This is a genomic window from Chryseobacterium phosphatilyticum (assembly GCF_002899825.2).
GTDB classification, from domain to species: domain Bacteria; phylum Bacteroidota; class Bacteroidia; order Flavobacteriales; family Weeksellaceae; genus Chryseobacterium; species Chryseobacterium phosphatilyticum.
Genome location: NZ_PPED02000006.1, coordinates 100,258 through 118,725, shown reverse-complemented (window position 1 = coordinate 118,725; position 18,468 = coordinate 100,258). Strand labels below are relative to the sequence as shown.

General features: G+C 36.3%; 16 protein-coding genes and 12 tRNA genes. All 28 read left to right on the top strand.

What is annotated here, in order from left to right; all coding sequences use genetic code 11:
- Nucleotides 1-63: 63 nt before the first annotated feature.
- Entirely contained in the window at nucleotides 64-714 is a 651-nt protein-coding gene (locus tag C1631_RS20695; protein ID WP_228441401.1) for a conflict system bpX4 domain-containing protein, read from the top strand.
- A complete protein-coding gene (locus C1631_RS20690; protein ID WP_109713962.1) occupies nucleotides 711-1,844 on the top strand; it encodes an AAA family ATPase in 1,134 nt (377 codons plus the stop codon). Before C1631_RS20695 ends, C1631_RS20690 begins: the two co-directional genes overlap by 4 nt.
- On the top strand, nucleotides 1,817-2,560 hold the full coding sequence (locus C1631_RS20685) for a hypothetical protein (RefSeq protein WP_103246697.1): 744 nt from the start codon (nucleotides 1,817-1,819) through the stop codon (nucleotides 2,558-2,560). The genes C1631_RS20690 and C1631_RS20685 overlap by 28 nt, the downstream gene beginning before the upstream one ends.
- Nucleotides 2,551-4,926, top strand: a complete 2,376-nt coding sequence (locus C1631_RS20680) for a hypothetical protein (RefSeq protein ID WP_103246696.1) — start codon at nucleotides 2,551-2,553, stop codon at nucleotides 4,924-4,926. Before C1631_RS20685 ends, C1631_RS20680 begins: the two co-directional genes overlap by 10 nt.
- A complete protein-coding gene (locus C1631_RS20675) occupies nucleotides 4,916-6,613 on the top strand; it encodes a hypothetical protein (RefSeq protein WP_109713960.1) in 1,698 nt (565 codons plus the stop codon). Before C1631_RS20680 ends, C1631_RS20675 begins: the two co-directional genes overlap by 11 nt.
- Nucleotides 6,603-7,625 carry a soluble NSF attachment family protein gene (locus C1631_RS20670; protein ID WP_228441398.1) on the top strand — a complete coding sequence of 341 codons (1,023 nt, stop codon included), beginning with the start codon at nucleotides 6,603-6,605 and terminating at the stop codon, nucleotides 7,623-7,625. Before C1631_RS20675 ends, C1631_RS20670 begins: the two co-directional genes overlap by 11 nt.
- Before the next feature lie 413 nt (nucleotides 7,626-8,038).
- Nucleotides 8,039-8,167 carry a hypothetical protein gene (locus tag C1631_RS20665; RefSeq protein WP_047382249.1) on the top strand — a complete coding sequence of 43 codons (129 nt, stop codon included), beginning with the start codon at nucleotides 8,039-8,041 and terminating at the stop codon, nucleotides 8,165-8,167.
- Nucleotides 8,168-8,738: 571 nt separating this feature from the next.
- Nucleotides 8,739-8,811: transfer RNA gene (locus C1631_RS20660), tRNA-His, on the top strand.
- Nucleotides 8,812-8,822: 11 nt separating this feature from the next.
- Nucleotides 8,823-8,896: transfer RNA gene (locus tag C1631_RS20655), tRNA-Ile, on the top strand.
- Nucleotides 8,897-8,901: 5 nt separating this feature from the next.
- Nucleotides 8,902-8,978 (top strand) — tRNA-Lys (locus tag C1631_RS20650).
- A 2-nt stretch (nucleotides 8,979-8,980) separates the two neighbouring features.
- Nucleotides 8,981-9,054, top strand: a tRNA-Arg gene (locus tag C1631_RS20645).
- Nucleotides 9,055-9,060: 6 nt separating this feature from the next.
- Nucleotides 9,061-9,132: transfer RNA gene (locus tag C1631_RS24220), tRNA-Asp, on the top strand.
- A gap of 68 nt (nucleotides 9,133-9,200) precedes the next feature.
- Nucleotides 9,201-9,272: transfer RNA gene (locus C1631_RS24215), tRNA-Pro, on the top strand.
- 97 nt (nucleotides 9,273-9,369) lie between these two features.
- A tRNA-Asn gene (locus C1631_RS20640) sits at nucleotides 9,370-9,441 on the top strand.
- Between the two features lie 725 nt (nucleotides 9,442-10,166).
- A tRNA-Glu gene (locus C1631_RS20635) sits at nucleotides 10,167-10,238 on the top strand.
- Between the two features lie 245 nt (nucleotides 10,239-10,483).
- Nucleotides 10,484-10,559, top strand: a tRNA-Leu gene (locus tag C1631_RS20630).
- A 73-nt stretch (nucleotides 10,560-10,632) separates the two neighbouring features.
- Nucleotides 10,633-10,705, top strand: a tRNA-Phe gene (locus C1631_RS20625).
- Between the two features lie 87 nt (nucleotides 10,706-10,792).
- A tRNA-Gln gene (locus tag C1631_RS20620) sits at nucleotides 10,793-10,865 on the top strand.
- An 8-nt stretch (nucleotides 10,866-10,873) separates the two neighbouring features.
- A tRNA-Trp gene (locus C1631_RS20615) sits at nucleotides 10,874-10,944 on the top strand.
- 90 nt (nucleotides 10,945-11,034) lie between these two features.
- Entirely contained in the window at nucleotides 11,035-11,520 is a 486-nt protein-coding gene (locus C1631_RS20610; protein WP_103248099.1) for a ribonuclease H-like YkuK family protein, read from the top strand.
- Between the two features lie 121 nt (nucleotides 11,521-11,641).
- The gene (locus C1631_RS20605) at nucleotides 11,642-12,418 is read left to right on the top strand and encodes an ATP-grasp domain-containing protein (protein WP_109713956.1); all 777 of its coding nucleotides are present in this window, start codon (nucleotides 11,642-11,644) and stop codon (nucleotides 12,416-12,418) included.
- Nucleotides 12,419-12,429: 11 nt separating this feature from the next.
- Entirely contained in the window at nucleotides 12,430-12,792 is a 363-nt protein-coding gene (locus C1631_RS20600; RefSeq protein WP_103248097.1) for a cyclic-phosphate processing receiver domain-containing protein, read from the top strand.
- Entirely contained in the window at nucleotides 12,792-13,355 is a 564-nt protein-coding gene (locus tag C1631_RS20595; RefSeq protein ID WP_109713954.1) for a DinB family protein, read from the top strand. The genes C1631_RS20600 and C1631_RS20595 overlap by 1 nt, the downstream gene beginning before the upstream one ends.
- A gap of 4 nt (nucleotides 13,356-13,359) precedes the next feature.
- On the top strand, nucleotides 13,360-14,373 hold the full coding sequence (locus C1631_RS20590; RefSeq protein WP_103248095.1) for an RNA ligase, Rnl2 family: 1,014 nt from the start codon (nucleotides 13,360-13,362) through the stop codon (nucleotides 14,371-14,373).
- A 162-nt stretch (nucleotides 14,374-14,535) separates the two neighbouring features.
- The gene (locus C1631_RS20585) at nucleotides 14,536-15,099 is read left to right on the top strand and encodes a metallophosphoesterase family protein (RefSeq protein ID WP_103248094.1); all 564 of its coding nucleotides are present in this window, start codon (nucleotides 14,536-14,538) and stop codon (nucleotides 15,097-15,099) included.
- Nucleotides 15,100-15,167: 68 nt separating this feature from the next.
- Nucleotides 15,168-15,716: a 3'-5' exonuclease gene (locus tag C1631_RS20580; RefSeq protein ID WP_109713952.1), complete on the top strand. Its 549-nt coding sequence runs from the start codon at nucleotides 15,168-15,170 to the stop codon at nucleotides 15,714-15,716.
- Between the two features lie 89 nt (nucleotides 15,717-15,805).
- Entirely contained in the window at nucleotides 15,806-16,357 is a 552-nt protein-coding gene (locus tag C1631_RS20575; protein WP_109713950.1) for a 3'-5' exonuclease, read from the top strand.
- Nucleotides 16,358-16,477: 120 nt separating this feature from the next.
- Entirely contained in the window at nucleotides 16,478-18,451 is a 1,974-nt protein-coding gene (locus C1631_RS20570) for an AAA family ATPase (RefSeq protein ID WP_103248092.1), read from the top strand.
- Nucleotides 18,452-18,468: the final 17 nt, after the last annotated feature.

Here is an 18,468-nt window from a genome sequence, read left to right as displayed (position 1 = left end):
GATTTAACATGAATCCTCTCCTTAAAAATTTTATTCTCAACGAAATAATTTTATTTTTGTTAGATGATGGAAACCGGATCACCATTTCTAGATACAATCTTCCTGCTTCGTAACAACGAATGCATTACACTTTTTTCCAACTTGCTGAAAATTTCAATACAAGAGGAAGAAGATGCGGCGGCGTATTTTGAAACAGAATTTGAAAAAGAAAGGCTGGAATTTTTATCTGATAAGGTCATCTGTAACACAAAGGCAGCAGTTTGGGCAGCAAAGGTACTGTATTACAGTGCTCAATTGTATGTGATCAGGGAAAATACAGAGAAAGATATTAATGATCTTATTACTGTATTTAAGGGGAGAAGAGATGTTTCCGAAATCCTTTCAGCAGATTTATCATTGAGATTTTTACCACAAATCATAATAGCTTTATATTCCACAGATCCGGAAGATGTCCTGATTAAAATGCTGGAAAATATCCTGACGAAGTTCCACTATTCCGGGATTGGGTATGATTTGGATCTGAAGGATGTCAACTGGGAAAAAGAGCTCGAAGACAATACCTATCGGAAATTATATCTGGAGAGAATTGTTGAAAAAAGAGATTATAAACTCGCCGAAATTCCATTGATTAATAAACTGCTTGTAGCAGAATTTGGAATGCATAAAGACGCATTCTGGAGAGAACTAAAAATAATAACTGAAGAAAATCAATGACTCAGAATATCAATAAATTTAATACAGCCCTCAACTACGTAAAAGATACTTTTGTAGGCAAAAATGATGTAGTAGACTTGTTGGGAATTTGCCTGCTGGCAAGAGAAAATGCTTTTTTGTATGGCCCTCCGGGTACTGCAAAATCAGCTATTGTAAGAACATTGTCAAAAACGGTAAAAGACGGTAAAAACTTTGAATACCTGTTGACCCGCTTCACAGAACCTAATGAAATTTTTGGCCCTTTTGATATCCGAAAACTGAAAGAAGGGGAACTTTTGACCAATACCGAAGGCATGATGCCGGAAGCTTCAATGGTTTTTCTTGATGAAATCTTCAATGCCAACTCGGCTATCCTGAATTCACTTCTTATGGCACTTAATGAGAAGATTTTCAAAAGAGGAAAAGAAACAAAACAACTACCGGCTCTGATGTTTGTGGGAGCCAGTAATGTGCTTCCCGAAGATGAGGCTTTGAACGCACTGTTTGACCGTTTTTTGATACGAATCAATGTCGATTATGTAAATCCTGAGTTATTGCAGCAAGTACTCTTAGCCGGAAGAAAGCTTGAAAATGAAGAAGAAACCATAGCACCGGAAATTCATGCTGACGAGATAAGAGAACTTCAGAAACTTTGCAGAACAATAAATCTTAAACCCATCTATGAAGTCTACCTGAATACCATTATGAGTCTTAGAAATACAGGAATTAATATTTCGGACCGTAGAGCAGTGAAGCTTCAGAATCTTATTGCAGCAAGCGCTTTAATTTGTGGAAGAAATGAAGCCGTTCTTTCTGATCTTTGGGTATTGAAGCATATCTGGGACACAGAAGAACAGATTGAAATTCTGGAAGGAATTATTAACAGAACCATTGAAAAAGATGATCATCCCAATTCCCATCCTCAGGCGATGCAGAACAAGACACCCAATCCTGAGGAGGTGATGAAAGATGTGAAAATCCTTGTAGATAAATGGAATCAAGGAACATTGAGTTTTGAAGAGCAGAACGTGATTAAAGATAAATTAAGATATCTGCAGACCCGTTGTGACTGGATCAGAAATCCAGAACAGAAACAATATATCCAGCAGGAAATTGAAAGCTTATGGCAGAAAATTCTTCAGAGCATATAAAAGAATTCTGGGCAGAAATACCTCGTACCGGAGAAGACTTTCTGGGCTCTGTAAGAGACTGGAAGAATGTTCACATAGCTGTTGAAGAGGAGACAATCTGGCTTAGAGGCTTTACTGATGAGCAGGCCGTAGCGCCGGAAATTCATCAGTTACCTGATTTTCTTTTGTACGAACTTCGTGAGGGACTTTTGTTTAAAAAAGATGCGTTGGTTCCCAGTAAAAAAATGAGAACCGGGCTTCTTTGGACGCCGATTGACAAAGCTTTGCGCCTTAGCTTTCCAGGCTCTAATCAAAATTATTTCGGAATTGACGAAAAAGTAAGGATCAATATAAAAGAAAGCAATGAAGAACAGCCGGTCATAGCATTGTTAAGTAAAATATCTGATATTAAAGAAAGTATAGCACAGTTTCCCAAATTTAAACTTGAAAAAATAAACTGGACATTGATAGGAGACAATGCTTTCTTTATAGGAACTCCGATATTGAGTCTTCCGGGGAAAACCTACTGGGTAAAAGATGGTCATTTATTACCTGCCGGGTTTGATTTTGAATTTAAAAATATGAGCATATTCCTGCGACAAAAATATAATAAAGATTCCGATGGATGGCTTATGTGGGATGAAAGCGGAAGTTATCTCTCCATAAAGAATTCTGATCTCCGACCGCTGTCTGTAAGTTCTTTTCGTCTTACCCTAAAATCAAAAGAATGGAAGTAATGGCCTATTTCCAGGCCTATGAAAATTATTTCTGGGAATGGAAAACCGATGAAGATGTTCCCGGTGATTCCGGATATCACAACAATAACCTTCTTTCAGTACCGGGAGTAGGCGCAATTGCATACCGACCTTATGTGATGGAGATTTTAAAAGAACTTCAACCCATGGGGTGGCCACCATTCGGGGCATTGCTTATGGTTTTATATGCTATGCAGGATGGATATACTGACTTTGCCGGCCCTTTAAGACATACAGCCGATTTTTACAGTGTAGGAAACTTTGATTTTGACGCAGAAAAACAAATTGAATTTCTGGAAAAAATAAAATTACTTCCTAAAGTATATAAACAAAAACAAAACAGGATTATTCTTCTGCAAACAGTATTCAATAATGGGAATAACAGAGTTCCCTCCTTTGCCGATGCCTGTTTAAGAGTTTATTATAAAAGACCACAGCAGATAGCTATCAGCGCTGAAAAACAACATGCTGGTCCTTCCGTACTAAATAAAGATTTAACGGCATTAGATCTGAATGATAAGTTTCCAACCGTTCAATCCATCATCGATGCAATGAAAGGGCTTATTGAAGAACCAGAACTCGATGATGAGGTGGTACAGGAAGAAGCAACAGCAGAGACAGATCAGGATTTTATCAAAGAGCTTATTGAAGAGCCTAAAACCTTTCAGGTGGGAAGCCTCATCAAAAGAATCTGGAGCGGATTAAGAATTCCTATGCGTCATCTTTCTCCCGGAGAACAGCCTATCGGAGGAATATCTGACATGGCCAATAAAGGAGATTTTCACAGAATGCTTCTTTCGGAATTTGCCAATGATGATGAAGTATTTATGAATCGTGTAGCCAATAATGAAGTGCTGTACATCCAAAGAGAAATACCGCCGGAAGAGAATATTTTTGAAAGAATAATTTTAATCGATACTTCTTTGAGAAATTGGGGAACACCAAAAACATTGGCATTTGCATCTGCTATAGCAGTTATAAAACACCCGAAAGCACACTCAGAATGTAAGGTTTTTGCCTTAGGCCAGGCAGGAATTCCCATTTCTCTGAATAAAGTAGAAGAAGTTATTGAAAGTCTTAATCAGGTAAGTCCTGTTCTTGAAGTATCAGAGGCATTGGAGAAATTCTTTAATGAACAACACACGGAAAAAGATATTGAAGTGTTTTTCATTACCCATCCGGAGAATATGGAAGATGAAAAAGTTCAGAAAGTGGTTCATCAGAACAGGGACAGACTTAAGTTTTTAGTAACAACTGCCGCCGATGGTGAGATTAATTTTTATAAACATCATCTGGGGACAAGGAAACATATTCAGAAAATAAAACTCCCTCTTAAAGAATTATGGTCTAATCCACCACAACAGAAATATAAAGCAGATCAGGGTAATGGAAAGAAAACTGATCTTCCGCAAAACTATCCTATTTTATTTCCAACACCAATCAATACAATAGAACAGTTTTTATATGAAGGTGAATTCTATATCCTCAGCTCCAAAAAACAGCTGCTGAAAACCTACCTCTCAGATAATTATTACGACAGACACTCATATGATTACTATAAAACCTACCATGGTTGTGAAGTCTTATTTGAAAATATCTCTGTAAAACCCAGAGGACAATTTGCGTTGGCAAAAAATAAACAGCAACATTTCATTTTGTGTCAGTATCAATATGATCAAAAGCTAATTTCCAAGCTGAATTTAAATACAAGAGAATATTCAGAGCAGAATGTGACCGGATTGCATATTCCGGAATCCTATAATTTGATTTATTTTGGGAAAAGTTTTTATCTGCATGATCCCGGAAGCGATTCTATCTACAAAATAAATATAGACGGAAAAATTTCGGTAGAAATGATCTCCCATAAAGATAAAGAAATTGAAAAAAACAATGCGAAAGCACAGGCAGAAGTGGCCAAACTGAATAGGAGTGGGCTGAAAATGATCAACAACTTTAACGGAATCGGGATCAATAAATATCATGATCTTGTCATTTCAGGAAACAAACTTTTCAGTGCTTCCGAGAATACATTAAATTTCTCTAAAAATAAGTTTGAAATCGCCTTTTTTGCTGAAAGGAATAAAAATAAATTTACTTTTCCCGACGGAAGTGAAATTATCACAGATTCCCGTGGAATGCTTACTTTCAGAAGCAGTAACAAAAGCATTGAAGAATTTTATATCCCCTCTACAGCCAACGGGTTTCTGGCTCTGGCTACCTACACTGAATTTGGTGGATCAGAATATTATCTTCCGGAACATGCTTTGCTGAAAGTAAAAACAATGGATGAAATGTGTGACCGGTTTTTAAAGCCATTTATAGAGCAGATTTTGAATTATGGAGCTTAGAATACAACCTTTTCCTAAAAATAATTATCCTAAAAAAGGGCTTTTAATTAAAGGCTCTTCACCTATGGTTTGGCTTCAGGAAATGGAAATACTAGGTATTGACCTTATCCATGTAAAATCATACGCTGTTCCTGCCAACGAACCCAATGTTTTGTACGGATGTTTTCTTATTTTTAATGATCATACACCCCGGGAAATTGGGAGAAATGCTTATTTTCAGTGTGTAGACGACAGACTTTTTATCCCTGAGAATACTATATTTTATCCCCGGATTAATCCCGAAGACTGGCAACAGCTTGATGCCTCTTTCATCATAATGCATCCTGAGTTTGGATTGTTTAAACTATCCGAATCCATAGATTGGATGGCACTCATTCACGATCCCGGAAAAATAAATGAGACGATCAGAAAGCCGTTAAATGGCGTTAAAATTCCTCAAAAGATAGAAAGTTATACCGTTGAAATGGACGACGAGAAAGTTCTTGAAACATTACAACCGGGAAAAACCGAAGAGGAATGGATGAATAATCTGCCGTTTGATCTTAAAAAAGTAATGGCAGGAAATAAAAAAGAAATTGAAAAGTATTTAAAATATATTGAAAAATACCCTGAGAGAGCAATAGAACTTGGTGTTCCTCTTGATATCATGGGGGCCTCCAGAGGAGATGGTTTTGCAAAATTTACCTGGCTGGAAGGCTTATTTGGTGTTAATTCAGAGGGGAAGCCGGAAACAGCCGGTACCAGAAACTTTCGTAAGATATTCTGGGCTGTGATTGCAATAGCTATTGTTTTAAAGATTGTATTACCCTCAGATAAAAATAAATCCGGTCAGGAGGAAACTAAAAGATCTTCGGGAACTGTTTTGACAGATGCTGTAAAAGCACCGTCAGATATGATTGCTTTCCAATCCGGAATTTCTGAGATTGACCAGAAAATAGATTCTATGTACTTCCAGAAAAGAAGAGGTTTGTCGAATGAACTTCTTACTGCAGGTATGATGGAAGCTAAAAATGAAAAAGAAAAGAAAGAATATAAAAAATCCGGAGGAAGGAATGTAGGTGAAATAGGAATTGATATTGAAAAACTTGGGAGTAAAGAGCAGATGAGCCGGGATTCACTTAAAATCATTTATACCAAAAGAATTAAAAAACATGTTGAAGAAAAAACAGAGAATTTAAAACGTAAAATTTCAGATTCACTGAAACAATACACCAAAGGAAAACCTGTAAATGGTGAGGTCGTCAAATATCTTTTAAAGAAAAGAAAAGCCCTTATAGAAGATTCGCTGGGAAGACTCTACGGCACCATTGACCTTTCTGATCCTTCCCGATATTATGGTAAAAATTCAAAAGTTACCGGAATTGATACCGGCACAGGTGTGAAAAATGAAGATCCTCCGGTTTCAGATATCCTCTACCTGGTTATATTCATGATTGGAGCTGTAGGAATATATTCATTTATAGCAAAAGGTAAATTCTTTAATCTTGGGGGAGATAATGTACCGGGTTGGATAAAGTTTCTGCTGATTGCAATACTTGTTGCCATGTTGGTCTATCTTTTTTATCCATTGGTGAAAATGTTTGGCTACAACTGGTTTGTATGGGTACTTGTGATTGGGGTAATGTTACTCCTTTATCGTCTGTTCAGAGAAGATAAAACAATTTTAAACTCAGAAGATGATGAATAGACAGAAATTTATAGACAAATTTATGGCGGCATTCGTATTGCTGGCCATGTTTAAGATCATCGGAATCGTAGCGCAACTGTTCCATGAGAGCTTCTGGAGTGTTGTAGGAACCTTGATTATTTTTCTTATTGTAGCCTTTATTATTCTTATGGTGATTGCTGCCTTAAAGGACAAAGAACAGAATCAAAGAAATTCAGGAAGAAGAGCTGGTGGTGGGGGAAATTTCTATCTGGAAACATCATTATTTGATAAGATCCGAAGCAAGTATGAAGAGCTTGCTGAAAAATATATAGCCGAAAAAGAGTATAAAAAGGCTGCAAAGGTCTATATGAATCTACTTCAGGATCATTACAGAGGAGCCAAAACATTGGAAGATGGAGGTTTTTATAATGAAGCTGCTGTCGTGTATCTAAAAAAATTAAAAAATAAATCTGATGCAGCAAACTGTTATGAAAAAGCTAAACAGTATAAAAAAGCCATTGAACTCTATAAAGAAATGGAACAGAAGGAGAAAGTAGGAGACCTCTATAAAGAAATTAATGAGCTGGAAAATGCCCATACTTATTATCAAATAGTTGCTGATGACTATATATCAAATAATCAAATGGTGAAAGCTTCTTTACTGTACCGGAAGAAAATGGAGAATACAGAAGAAGCCCAAAAAGTATTATTGAAAGGTTGGGAAGAAAATAAAGATGCCTTCAACTGTTTGAATAACTACTTTGCCAATATCTCTGATGTTAAAGAATTGGAAACACAAATTCGTGACCTCTACCAAAAAACTCCTCTTTTCAAAAAACTTATTTATCTGGATGCCATGAAGTATGAGTTTAAAAAAGATCCGAAGCTTCAAGCCGTTACCCGAAACATAGCCTATGAAATTATTGCAGAAAAAGTAGAAAGCCGCTCAGAGATTGTCAACGAATTAAAATATTTCAACCCGGATGATGAAGTTATTTTAAAAGATATCTCAAGATACAAGACCGGAAGAAATAGGATGTTTAGAAATTAGTAAAAAGATAAAAGATAAAAGATAAAAGATAAAAGATAAAAGATAAAAGATAAAAGATAAAAGATAAAAGATAAAAGATAAAAGATCTTGTCTTTAAACAGCCATTAGTTATAGCTGTTATTCATCCGAATATCACCATTAATAGGGTTGGGCTTTAGCCCAGCCTCCATCAGAAATCGTCATGTCGTATTGGCTTTAGCCAAAACCTGATGTTTTCCGTAAAGAAATCAAACATCAGTTTCATGTTATCTATTCTGATCCCTCAAAATAATCACTTTTAAAATAAGCTTTGAATTTGAAATTCAGACCATGTAAACTTTAAAAAATACTCTATTAAGGCCATGTTTCATATTCTCCTCCTGGACAAATTATAAAACAATAACAAAAAAGATTTATCTTTGCCACAGAAAATTATGACAATACAAAGAGCACATATCAATGCAGAACTATGCGAAAGTCCTTCGAATAAAGGATTATTCGGATATGATGAGATGATATGGAATGAGGCGAAATGTGCTGACTTTGGAAATTATTTACTGTAAACTCGTAAAAAATTAATCAAAATATTGCAAAAGCGCCTCGATTTTTCGAGGCGTTTTTTGTTTTTTAGGTCAGAAATTATTTAGAATGAAAAAAAATAACCATAAACATGAAAATTTTTTAATAAACAATGAAACTTTAATACGATAAAATAGAGTGATAAGCAACCCGATGAGAGACAGTCATTTAGGTAATTATAGTATCTGCAAGATAATGCGGACACTTATTCCTTACGCTTTATTTGTGTCGTAAATTATTGATTTTCAATTAATTAATTATAAAATTTATTTGGTGGTCTCAAAAATTCATATTTACTTTGCAACCGAAAATTGAAAGCAACAGGTTTTCAGGATTCACAAAAAAAATAATTTAAAAACAAACAAAAAATAAAATGAAACAATTACACAACATATTCAATCAGTACTCAAGACTATTCGGACCAAAGCCGGCAGTAAGTCTGTGTATTCTTGATCGTGAAATTGTGGATAAAAGGTGCTTATATACGTGGGTCAGCTAATGATCTTTTACGTAAAAATATATAGAGCGCCTCCCGAAAAGAGGCGCTTTTTTTATGGTTTCTTTAGCTTATTTGGTAAAGCGCCGGTCTGTGGAACCGGAGAACAGGGTTCGATCCCCGGAGATACCCCAAAAGTATAAAATCCCATAGCTCAATTGGTTAGAGCATCGACCTGATACGTCGAAGGTTGAAGGTTCGAGTCCTTCTGGGATTACAAAAAATCTCATAGCTCAAATGGTTAGAGCACCGGTCTTTTAAACCGGGGGTTGAAAGTTCAAATCTTTCTGGGATTACCAACGGTTCCGTAGCTCAATGGGATAGAGTATGGGTTTTCTAAACCCAGGGTTAGAGGTTCGATCCCTCTCGGAATCACAAAAAGGTCTATTGAGGTAATGGCTAACCTGCCCGACTGTCTCTTGGGCACTGCGAGTTCGATTCTCGCATAGACCGCAAAGATTCATTAATGAATTAAGTTCCGGCTGTCTCCCGGAAAAGAATAATAATGTGAATCTGTAAAACTGGAAAGATAACGGTGGTTGTTTACCCGCCTTGGACGCGGGAGGTCATAGGTTCGAACCCTATTTTCCAGACAAAAAAAAATAAGTTGATGGTGAATCTTGCTTCGCAAGTAAATTTGAAAATTGACAGCCAGGCGGATTACCCATTCACTTATTCACCAATTAAAATGATTTTGTAGCTCAATGGCAGAGCGTCGGTCTGTTAAACCGGAAGTCGAAAGTTCGAATCTTTCCGAAATCGCAGATAACTAAATGTTAATTGTTTCAGGAGGAAAATAAAGGTTTGTCAAGAGCAGAAGATCTTTACGCCAAACACAAAAAACACAGACAAGCTTTTGTTTCTCCACATTATTATCTAATTAAATGTAAAAAGAGGAAGTAGAAGATTTCTCTTATAAAATATCCTTTATTAGAAAAGAAAAGTCTGTCAAGCGCAGAAGGTCTTTAATAAAATACAGACAGGCTTTTTTTTAAAAGAAAAAAAATAATGATGATCATTGAATATGTATCAGTCATCATTTATCATCTGATGGTTCGCCGAAGTGGAAGAGTCGGGGCGGTCTGCAAAACCGTTGTGTAAACTGAGTGGGTTTAAATCCCATAACCATCTCAAATAACTAAAATGAGATTAGTTCAGGAGAAAAATACAAGCTTGTCGGGCATAGAAGTTCTTATATCAAACAAAAAAAATTAAGACAAGCTTTATTTGCTCCGCCGGGAAATTAGAAAAACTACTAATTCCTCGTGAAAATGGAAGTACATCAAAGTCGGAGAGTTGGGGCAGACTGACATGAGGAACGGATTGAACGATTCCTTAAAAAATGAAAATACAGAGTTAAAATCTGTTGTTTCATCACTGAGTAGGTTCGAATCCTACTACTTCCACTATGCCACTGATAATGTAACGGCAGCATGCAGGAAATGTACTCTTGTTGTTTGGGTTCGATTCCCAGTCAGTTGGTTTTTGCTCTATTCGTCTAACGGTAAGGACGCCTGCCTTTCGAGCAGAAAACAAGGGTTCGATTCCCTTATAGAGTACTGGATATGAATGGACCGGTCAATCTTAAATTGATAATAATACCATGAAAGTTCAAATTTTGAAAAATAAATTGGCCGGTTACCATTCAAAAAAAATGAAGAAAAGAGAAAAGGGCTGTCAAGAGCAGAAGATCTTTAGTCAATAAAAATACAGACAGCCTTTACTTTTAAAACAATGAATGCTGTGTAATAAAAGGATGGGAGCTATATTATCTATTACCAAATTACTCATTATTCATAAAACTGCGGGAATGGTGGAATGGTAGACACTCTTGATTTAGGATCAAGCTTTTGGGGGTTCGAATCCCTCTTCCCGTACCAAAACATGAATGATAAGTAATGAGTAATCACTGGGGGGAATAATAGTCATATTAATCATTACTTATAAAAATCCGGAAGAGTGGTGTAGAAGGTCTGCACGTTAGTCTGAAAAACTAAAGGTACAGGTTCAATTCCTGTCTGTTCCGCAGAATATAATAGGTAACAGGCAATGAGTAATAATTACAATACAGGTTATCAGGTATAATTTTAATATTACTTATTGCTCATCAAATTGATTCATAGTGTAATTGGCGAGCACACAAGATTTTGATTCTTGGAGTTTAGGTTCGAGTCCTGATGAATTAACACAATTTACTCTGATAGTGTAATGGTAGCATCTCAGTCTCCAAAACTGATGGTACTGGTTCGAGTCCGGTTCGGAGTGCAAAAATAGAAACCAGAGGCTGGAATATAGCAACAGGTTATCATGTATTAACAATTATGTATCAATTATAAATTAAAGTATGTAGAAAAAATGGAAACGCAACAACAAACATGGCAGAATATGAATGGAAAATTTTTCCATCACTCTATCACACAGCTGGTAGAAGAAGCCATCATTCGCGAGCAGGCAAACGGACATCGTCTGAAAGTATGTGTGGGATCAGACTCTCATGTATACGGAGATGCTATTAATTATGCTACGGCAGTAGTATTTATTCGTGAGGGAAAAGGAGCGTTTACCTTTATCAGAAAAGAAAGAGAAATACAGAGTATCAGTATCAAGGAGCGAATGCTGAACGAGGTCAACAAATCTGTTGAAATTGCATACGCAATCTGTTCTGTATTGGACACTTATGGAGTAGAAATGGAGGTACACGCAGACATTAATACCGATCCGGATTTTAAATCCAATGTGGCTTTGAAAGATGCCATGGGGTACATTCTCGGAATGGGGTATGTATTTAAAGCAAAACCTTTTGCCTTTGCAAGTTCCAATTGTGCTGATATGATGGTGTAATAAAGTTGGAAGCAGGATGATTGAAGCCGGAAGTTTTTAAGGATATGAAAATGAACCTCTTCCATCCAGTTTCCAACTACCATTAAAAAATTAATAAAAGAACCTTAAAAAACAAGTAACCATGTATTTTCTACTTCAGGCTAATGTGTATTTAGATCCGGATCATTATAAAATTTTTGATGCATTGGAAGAATTGAATATTGATTATGAAGTCATTAATATTCCTTCTGCCGCAGAAAAAATAGATTTTAAAACAGATAGGAAAGATGTTTTTGTATATGGTTCGGTGACGATTGCAAGATTGGCAAAACAAAATAAAGATTGGTTTCCGGGTTCTTTTTACGGAGGAAATCATCTGTATGAAGTTTATTCAAAGTATTATGGTGAAAATCTTCTTAATTGCAATATTTCTGTTCATACAATTTCCGGGCAGTTAAATTGGAAAAAAGATGAAATAAAATTCATTAAACCATATAATGAAGCAAAAATTTTTACAGGAAAAGTTTTCACGGAAGCAGATTGGAAAGATTTTGTATTTGAAGCTCTGGAATCTCAAAATAATAGAATAAATGAAGGTTCATTGATCCAGGTTTCTGAAGCAAAACGAACGATAAAAGAAGCAAGACTTTGGATTGTTGGAGGACAAATTATTGATGGAGGTTATTATAAATTTAATGATGATGCTCCTTTTGAAAAAAAAGTTTCAGAAGACGGATTGAGTTTCGCTAATGAAATGATCAGACTTTTTAATCTTGAAGAAGCTTTTGTCATGGATATTTGTTTGACAAATGAAGGTTGGAAAATTGTTGAAATAAATTGCATCAACAGTTCCGGATTTTATCCAAACACCAATGTGAAAAGCGTGATTAAAGCATTGAACATTTATTTTTCCAATTAAAAAATTAAATCATGGAAAAAACAAAAAGATTATTATTTCTGGATGATATACGATATCCTGTTGAAGCATATCAGTATACCAAACAGGATATTTTCCTCAGAAAAGACTGGCATATCGTTCGCAATTACGGGCAGTTTATCAACAGGATTTTGGAAAAAGGACTTCCGGAAATGATTTCTTTTGACCATGACCTTGCTGATCTGAAACAGGATTCTTCGGAATTTGTTGAAAAAACAGGCTACGATTGTGCCAAATGGTTGATAGAATACTGCCTGGATCATTCTTTGAATATCCCTAAATTCTATTGCCATTCTATGAACCCTGTAGGAAAGGAAAATATTGAAAGCCTTTTAAAAAACTTTAAAAAAATGTAATGGACATTTTCATATTGATTCAAGAAATAAAAACACATTTGACATCTGGTTTTGATAAAGTAGACGAATGGTTTGATAAAGATGAAAAGACGTTGAATTTTCAACCTTCAAACGGAGGTTGGACGGTTCACCAAATCTTAGAACATATTTATCTTACGAATTTCTTTTTGCTGATCCTTATTGAAAAAGGCTCAAAAAAAGCAATGAGAAATTATTTGAATCTTGATTTGCAGTCGGAAATAGAAAATTACAGTTTCAGTAAAGAAAACTTTGGAAGAATAGGTGAATATGGAGCTTTTGAGTGGATCAGACCGGAACATATGGAACCTCAGGGAAAATTAAGCTTATCTGAAATCAGGAATTTAATTACTCAACAGTATCATCAATGTTTGCTCTATCTCAATACCATGAAAAACGGGGAAGGAGTTCTTTGTAAAACTACAATGACGGTCAATGGACTGGGAAAAATTAATGTATATGAGTACATCTATTTTCTTTCACTTCATGCACAAAGACACCTTACTCAGATGAAAAATAACGAATTGGAAACAATTAAAAACTAAAGAAATGATTTTTAAAACATATAACACTATAGAAAATGCTTACCAAACCCGCGTGATCGAGCAGATCAGACTACAAGGTTTTGGGGATGAGGTTTTCATTGTGCAGGAGAAAGTTCATGGGGCTAATTTCTCTTTCTTTACCGATGGAAAAGAAATTAAAATCGCGAAGAGGACTGCATTCATCAATAAAGATGAAAAATTTTTCAATGCCCATCAGATATTGGATCGTTACAGAAAAAATGTCATTGAAGCATTCCATGCTGTGAAGATGCTTCATCCGAATGTTGAAACCATAGTCATCTATGGTGAATTGTTTGGCGGCGGTTACCAGCATAAAGAAGTAGAGCCGGTAAAACAGGCTGTAAGAGTGCAGAAAGGAATTGAGTATGCTCCTTACAACGAATTTTATGCCTTCGACATTAAGTTGAATGGAGTTACTTATCTGGATACAGATATCATCAATACTATTTTTGACAAAACAGGATTTTTCTTTGCTAAAACCCTGTTTCAGGGTACGTTGGAAGAGGCTTTAAAGTTCCCGAACGTTTTCAATTCCAAGATCCCGGCATGGCTTGGACTTCCGGAAATGAACAATATGTGTGAAGGAACTATTGTAAAAACTTTGAAAACCAGATATTTTGGCAACGGCGCAAGAGTCATTCTAAAAAATAAAAATGAAAAGTGGATTGAGAAATCTAAAATGGTGAAAAAACAGACAAAAACTGTTTATCAACCAACTCATTTTAGTGAACAGGCTCAGAATATCTGGGAAGAAATCCAACACTATGTAACGACCAACAGATTGAATAATGTAGTGAGCAAGATCGGCGAGTTTGAACCTAAAATGATAGGGAAAGTAATCGGGCTTTTTGCTCAGGATATTCTCGAAGATTTTGAAAAAGATTTTCCGGCAGTTTTTGCAACCATTGAAAAAGAAGAACAGAAGAGAATCAACAAAAAGTTGAATTCTATAGTCATTGATTGTATAAAAGAAGAGTTGATGACTATTAAAGTATAGTTTCGGTAAATTTTGCCGAAACTTTTTTATGTATAACAAGACCGTAAAAGGATCATGGGGTTTTACAATTGAAAATGTAAAAATTCCCTTTTTCTGGAAGGACAGCACATTGAAGATTGGATGGGGCAACTCCTTTTACGGTAAAAATTAAAATTTAAAGGAATGAAACCCAATATATTTTTTACAGCTGACCATCATTTTGGTCATGAAAATATGATCCGATTTTCCGAAAGACCTTTTGAGTCTCCGGAACATATGAACGAAGAACTCATTAAGAGGTGGAACGAAAAAATTGAACCCAGTGATACCGTGTACCATTTAGGCGATTTCAGTTTAGGAAAACCTGATTTCACAAAAGAAATTCTGGATCGGCTGAACGGCAATATTCATTTGATCAAAGGGAATCATGAAGGTGCTGCCTTAACCTATCCCAAACGATTTGCTTCCATCAGGGATTATCATGAACTGAAAGTCGATGAACCGGAAAACAGTAACGGAAAACAGAAAATCATTCTTTTTCATTACGCCATGCGTACCTGGAACGGCTCGCATCGTGGGATATGGCAATTGTACGGCCACTCACACGGAACATTACCGGATGATGAAATGGCATTGAGCTTTGACGTAGGAGTAGATTGCCACGATTTTTATCCGATCTCTTACGAAGAGGTCAAAGAAATCATAAAGAAGAAAAAATGGACACCTCCCTTTGAACCAAGAAACTAACGAAATAGGAGGATAGAGGAGATTGAATATCTGACGGACTTCTAATCTCCGGTTCCTCATTAAACACTATGAAAACAACAAATGAAATCATTATCATCGATCTGGAAGCTACCTGTTGGGAGAACGACAGAATTCCAATGGGACAAAAGGTCGATGTTATAGAAATAGGGATTTGCAAACTGGCTCTGAAGTCCGGGAAAATTTCCCAAAAGCAAAGTATTTATGTAACCCCTGAAAGATCAGAAATCAATAGGTTCTGCACAGAGCTGACAGGAATTACTCCCAAACTCATTGAAGAAAAAGGAATCTATTTCGAAGAAGCCTGCGATAAAATCAGAGATGAATACCAATCTGTCCCGTTAACCTGGGCAGGATATGGAAACTTTGACAGAGAGCAAATCACAGAGCAATGCGAGTGGCTCGGAATAGAAAGCCCTTTTTCAGAACAGTATCTGAATGTCATGTCTGAATTTAAAAGACACTTCAGACTCTATAAATCAATAGGGCTCAAAAGAGCACTGGATCATCTGAATATGGACTTTGAAGGAAAACACCACAGTGGTGCAGATGATGCGTATAATACGGCCAGAATTTTAAGTAAGATTCTGGAGAAATAATAATCAGGTCTGAAGACAGAAGCCGGAAATGTAAAAAAATAACAAAACCCCTTACTTCTGTATTATAGGCTTTAAAAAAAATAAACAAAGTGAAAACAACAGAAAATATATTAATTGTAGACCTTGAGGCAACATGCTGGGAAAACCGACCGCCAAGAGGCCAGGAAAGTGAGATCATCGAAATAGGAGTATGCATTATGAATGCAAAGACCGGTAAAATCTCTAAAAATGAAGGAATTCTGGTAAAACCCCAGTATTCAAAAGTAAGTCCGTTTTGTACAGAATTGACTACGCTTACACAGAATATGCTGGATAACGAAGGCATTATGCTCGATGATGCATTTGACATCCTCAGGGCAGAATATGACTCTGAAGAGCTTACATGGGCAAGCTACGGAAACTACGATTTGAATATGCTTAAGGATCAATCCAGAAGATTCTATACAGATTATCCGATGAGCGATGATCACATCAATGTAAAAACCTTATTCGGACAAACACATCCTACGATCAGGAAAAGTGTCGGAATGAACAGGGCATTAGGTGAGCTCGGAATGACATTGGAAGGTACTCACCACAGAGGAGTAGATGATGCAAAAAATATTGCGAAAATTCTGCATTGGTGCCTGAAAAATTATTAAAACGATCTTGTATCTTTAATGATATCAATGAGGCAGACTCCCTTGAGAAAGGGAGTCTTTTTTTGGGCAGATGTGAGATTTTTGTTTTTTATCCATTAACTTTGGTGAAAATTCTATGCATTGGAAGCACTGGTTGAATTGCTTGAACATACCAGCAGAAGTGTATTTTTAACAGGGAAAGCAGGAACAGGAAAGACTACTTTTCTTAATGATTTTGTAAAAAAGACCCGTAAAAAACATATTATCGTTGCGCCGACAGGAATAGCAGCCATCAATGCAGGTGGCGTAACCATTCATTCCTTATTTGGCATTCCGTTACGGACTTTTGTACCCACTTCAGAACCAGTGGATCCCAATGTGGCAATGAATATCAATGAACTTTTTCCTCATTTTAAATACCGTAAAGATAAGCTCGATCTTTTCCGTGAAATTGAATTGATCATTATTGATGAGGTTTCAATGTTAAGAGCTGACCTGCTCGATATGATGGATCATTCGCTGAGACGAGTTAGAAGAAACCAGCTGCCATTTGGAGGTGCACAACTACTGTTAATAGGTGATTTGTACCAGTTGCCTCCCGTGGTGAGAGAGGATTCAGAACGAATTTTGTCAAAATTTTATCCAACTCCCTTTTTCTTTTCTGCCAAAGCATTACAGGGACTTCCTTTAGTCACCGTGGAATTGATGAAGGTATATCGACAGGAGAATAAAGAATTCCTGGAAATTCTCAATGCAGTAAGACATGCGGATATCCGTAATCTTGATTTTGAAAAACTTAATTCCCGGTATCAACCTGATTTTGAACCTGAATATGAAGCCTATATTCATCTTTGCTCTCATAACCGTATTGCGGATCATATCAATCAGAAAAAACTAAGAGAATTATCGGGATCTTCTCATTTTTATCAGGCTACAGTGATTGGAGAATTCAAAGAAACCCAATATCCGAATGATGAAATTCTGGAACTAAAAGAAGGGACTCAAATTATGTTCATCCGCAACGATTCATCTCCTGAAAAGAAGTTTTATAATGGGAAGCTTGCTACCATTTCACATGTTGAAGAAGACCTGATCAAAGCTGTTTTTGAGGAAACCGGAACTGAAATTACAGTGACCAAAGAAGTGTGGGAGCAGAAAAGATATAGTCTCGATGCAGAAAAGAATATAAAAACCGACATTATCGGAAGTTTTGAACAATACCCGATACGGCTGGCATGGGCGGTTACCATTCATAAAAGCCAGGGATTAACTTTTGACCGTGTCATCATTGATGCAGGAAGATCATTTGCCAGCGGACAGGTCTATGTAGCGCTCAGCCGATGCCGTACTTTGGAAGGAATTATTCTGAAATCTAAAATTACTCCGGACGTTATCTTTTGTGATCAAAGGATTGAACATTTCCAACAGTCAACAAATGCCAATGGAATTTTAGAGCAGCTCATCGAACAGGAAAAATATGATCATAGTTTGCATAAAGTTCAGATGACTGCATATGCTGGCTGGTTGAAGGAAGCTGTATCACACTGGAAAATTTCTGCTATGCCGGCAGAAGTACCGGATCAGAAAAAATTAAAGATGCTCCTGCAAAATTTTGAAAAGGAAAGCGAAAGGCTGGATAATATTGCCCGAAAGTTTAGGATAATCATTCAACAGATGTCCAGGAACTTTGCGGTGGGAGAGGAGCAGTGGTCTGAAATTGAAGACAAATGCAAGGGGGCTGTCAATTTTTTTTATAAGAATACAGTCGATTATTTCTTTCTTCCACTAAAAGATTTTTATTCCGAAACTTCAGGTACCAAAGGATTGAAAACCTTTAATGAAGAAACCAGAACATTCCTCTATGATCTTGCTGATTATATTGACAGGTTAAAGGACTGCTTTCTGCTCGGAATTCCTCTTTTTGACAAAACAAATGAAAGAGATACTTCTGTAATTATTGTAAAAAAGCCCACTCATCTTGTTACATTTCAATTATTTGATGAAGGAATGCCTCCTTTTGAAATTGCAGAAAAAAGAAATATTACTCTGGCAACAGTATACAGACATTTGACCAAAATGGGATTAACAGAAGTAGAAAAGACTTTTAAAATGTAATTTTTTGCAGCCATCTT

Excerpts from the sequence above, each read along its gene's own strand:
- C1631_RS20695 (WP_228441401.1), top strand. The coding sequence starts at position 64 with ATGATGGAAACCGGATCACCATTTCTAGATACAATCTTCCTGCTTCGT.
- C1631_RS20690 (WP_109713962.1), top strand. The coding sequence starts at position 711 with ATGACTCAGAATATCAATAAATTTAATACAGCCCTCAACTACGTAAAA.
- C1631_RS20685 (WP_103246697.1), top strand. The coding sequence starts at position 1,817 with ATGGCAGAAAATTCTTCAGAGCATATAAAAGAATTCTGGGCAGAAATA.
- C1631_RS20680 (WP_103246696.1), top strand. The coding sequence starts at position 2,551 with ATGGAAGTAATGGCCTATTTCCAGGCCTATGAAAATTATTTCTGGGAA.
- C1631_RS20675 (WP_109713960.1), top strand. The coding sequence starts at position 4,916 with ATGGAGCTTAGAATACAACCTTTTCCTAAAAATAATTATCCTAAAAAA.
- C1631_RS20670 (WP_228441398.1), top strand. The coding sequence starts at position 6,603 with ATGATGAATAGACAGAAATTTATAGACAAATTTATGGCGGCATTCGTA.
- C1631_RS20665 (WP_047382249.1), top strand. The coding sequence starts at position 8,039 with ATGACAATACAAAGAGCACATATCAATGCAGAACTATGCGAAAGTCCT.
- C1631_RS20610 (WP_103248099.1), top strand. The coding sequence starts at position 11,035 with ATGGAAACGCAACAACAAACATGGCAGAATATGAATGGAAAATTTTTC.
- C1631_RS20605 (WP_109713956.1), top strand. The coding sequence starts at position 11,642 with ATGTATTTTCTACTTCAGGCTAATGTGTATTTAGATCCGGATCATTAT.
- C1631_RS20600 (WP_103248097.1), top strand. The coding sequence starts at position 12,430 with ATGGAAAAAACAAAAAGATTATTATTTCTGGATGATATACGATATCCT.
- C1631_RS20595 (WP_109713954.1), top strand. The coding sequence starts at position 12,792 with ATGGACATTTTCATATTGATTCAAGAAATAAAAACACATTTGACATCT.
- C1631_RS20590 (WP_103248095.1), top strand. The coding sequence starts at position 13,360 with ATGATTTTTAAAACATATAACACTATAGAAAATGCTTACCAAACCCGC.
- C1631_RS20585 (WP_103248094.1), top strand. The coding sequence starts at position 14,536 with ATGAAACCCAATATATTTTTTACAGCTGACCATCATTTTGGTCATGAA.
- C1631_RS20580 (WP_109713952.1), top strand. The coding sequence starts at position 15,168 with ATGAAAACAACAAATGAAATCATTATCATCGATCTGGAAGCTACCTGT.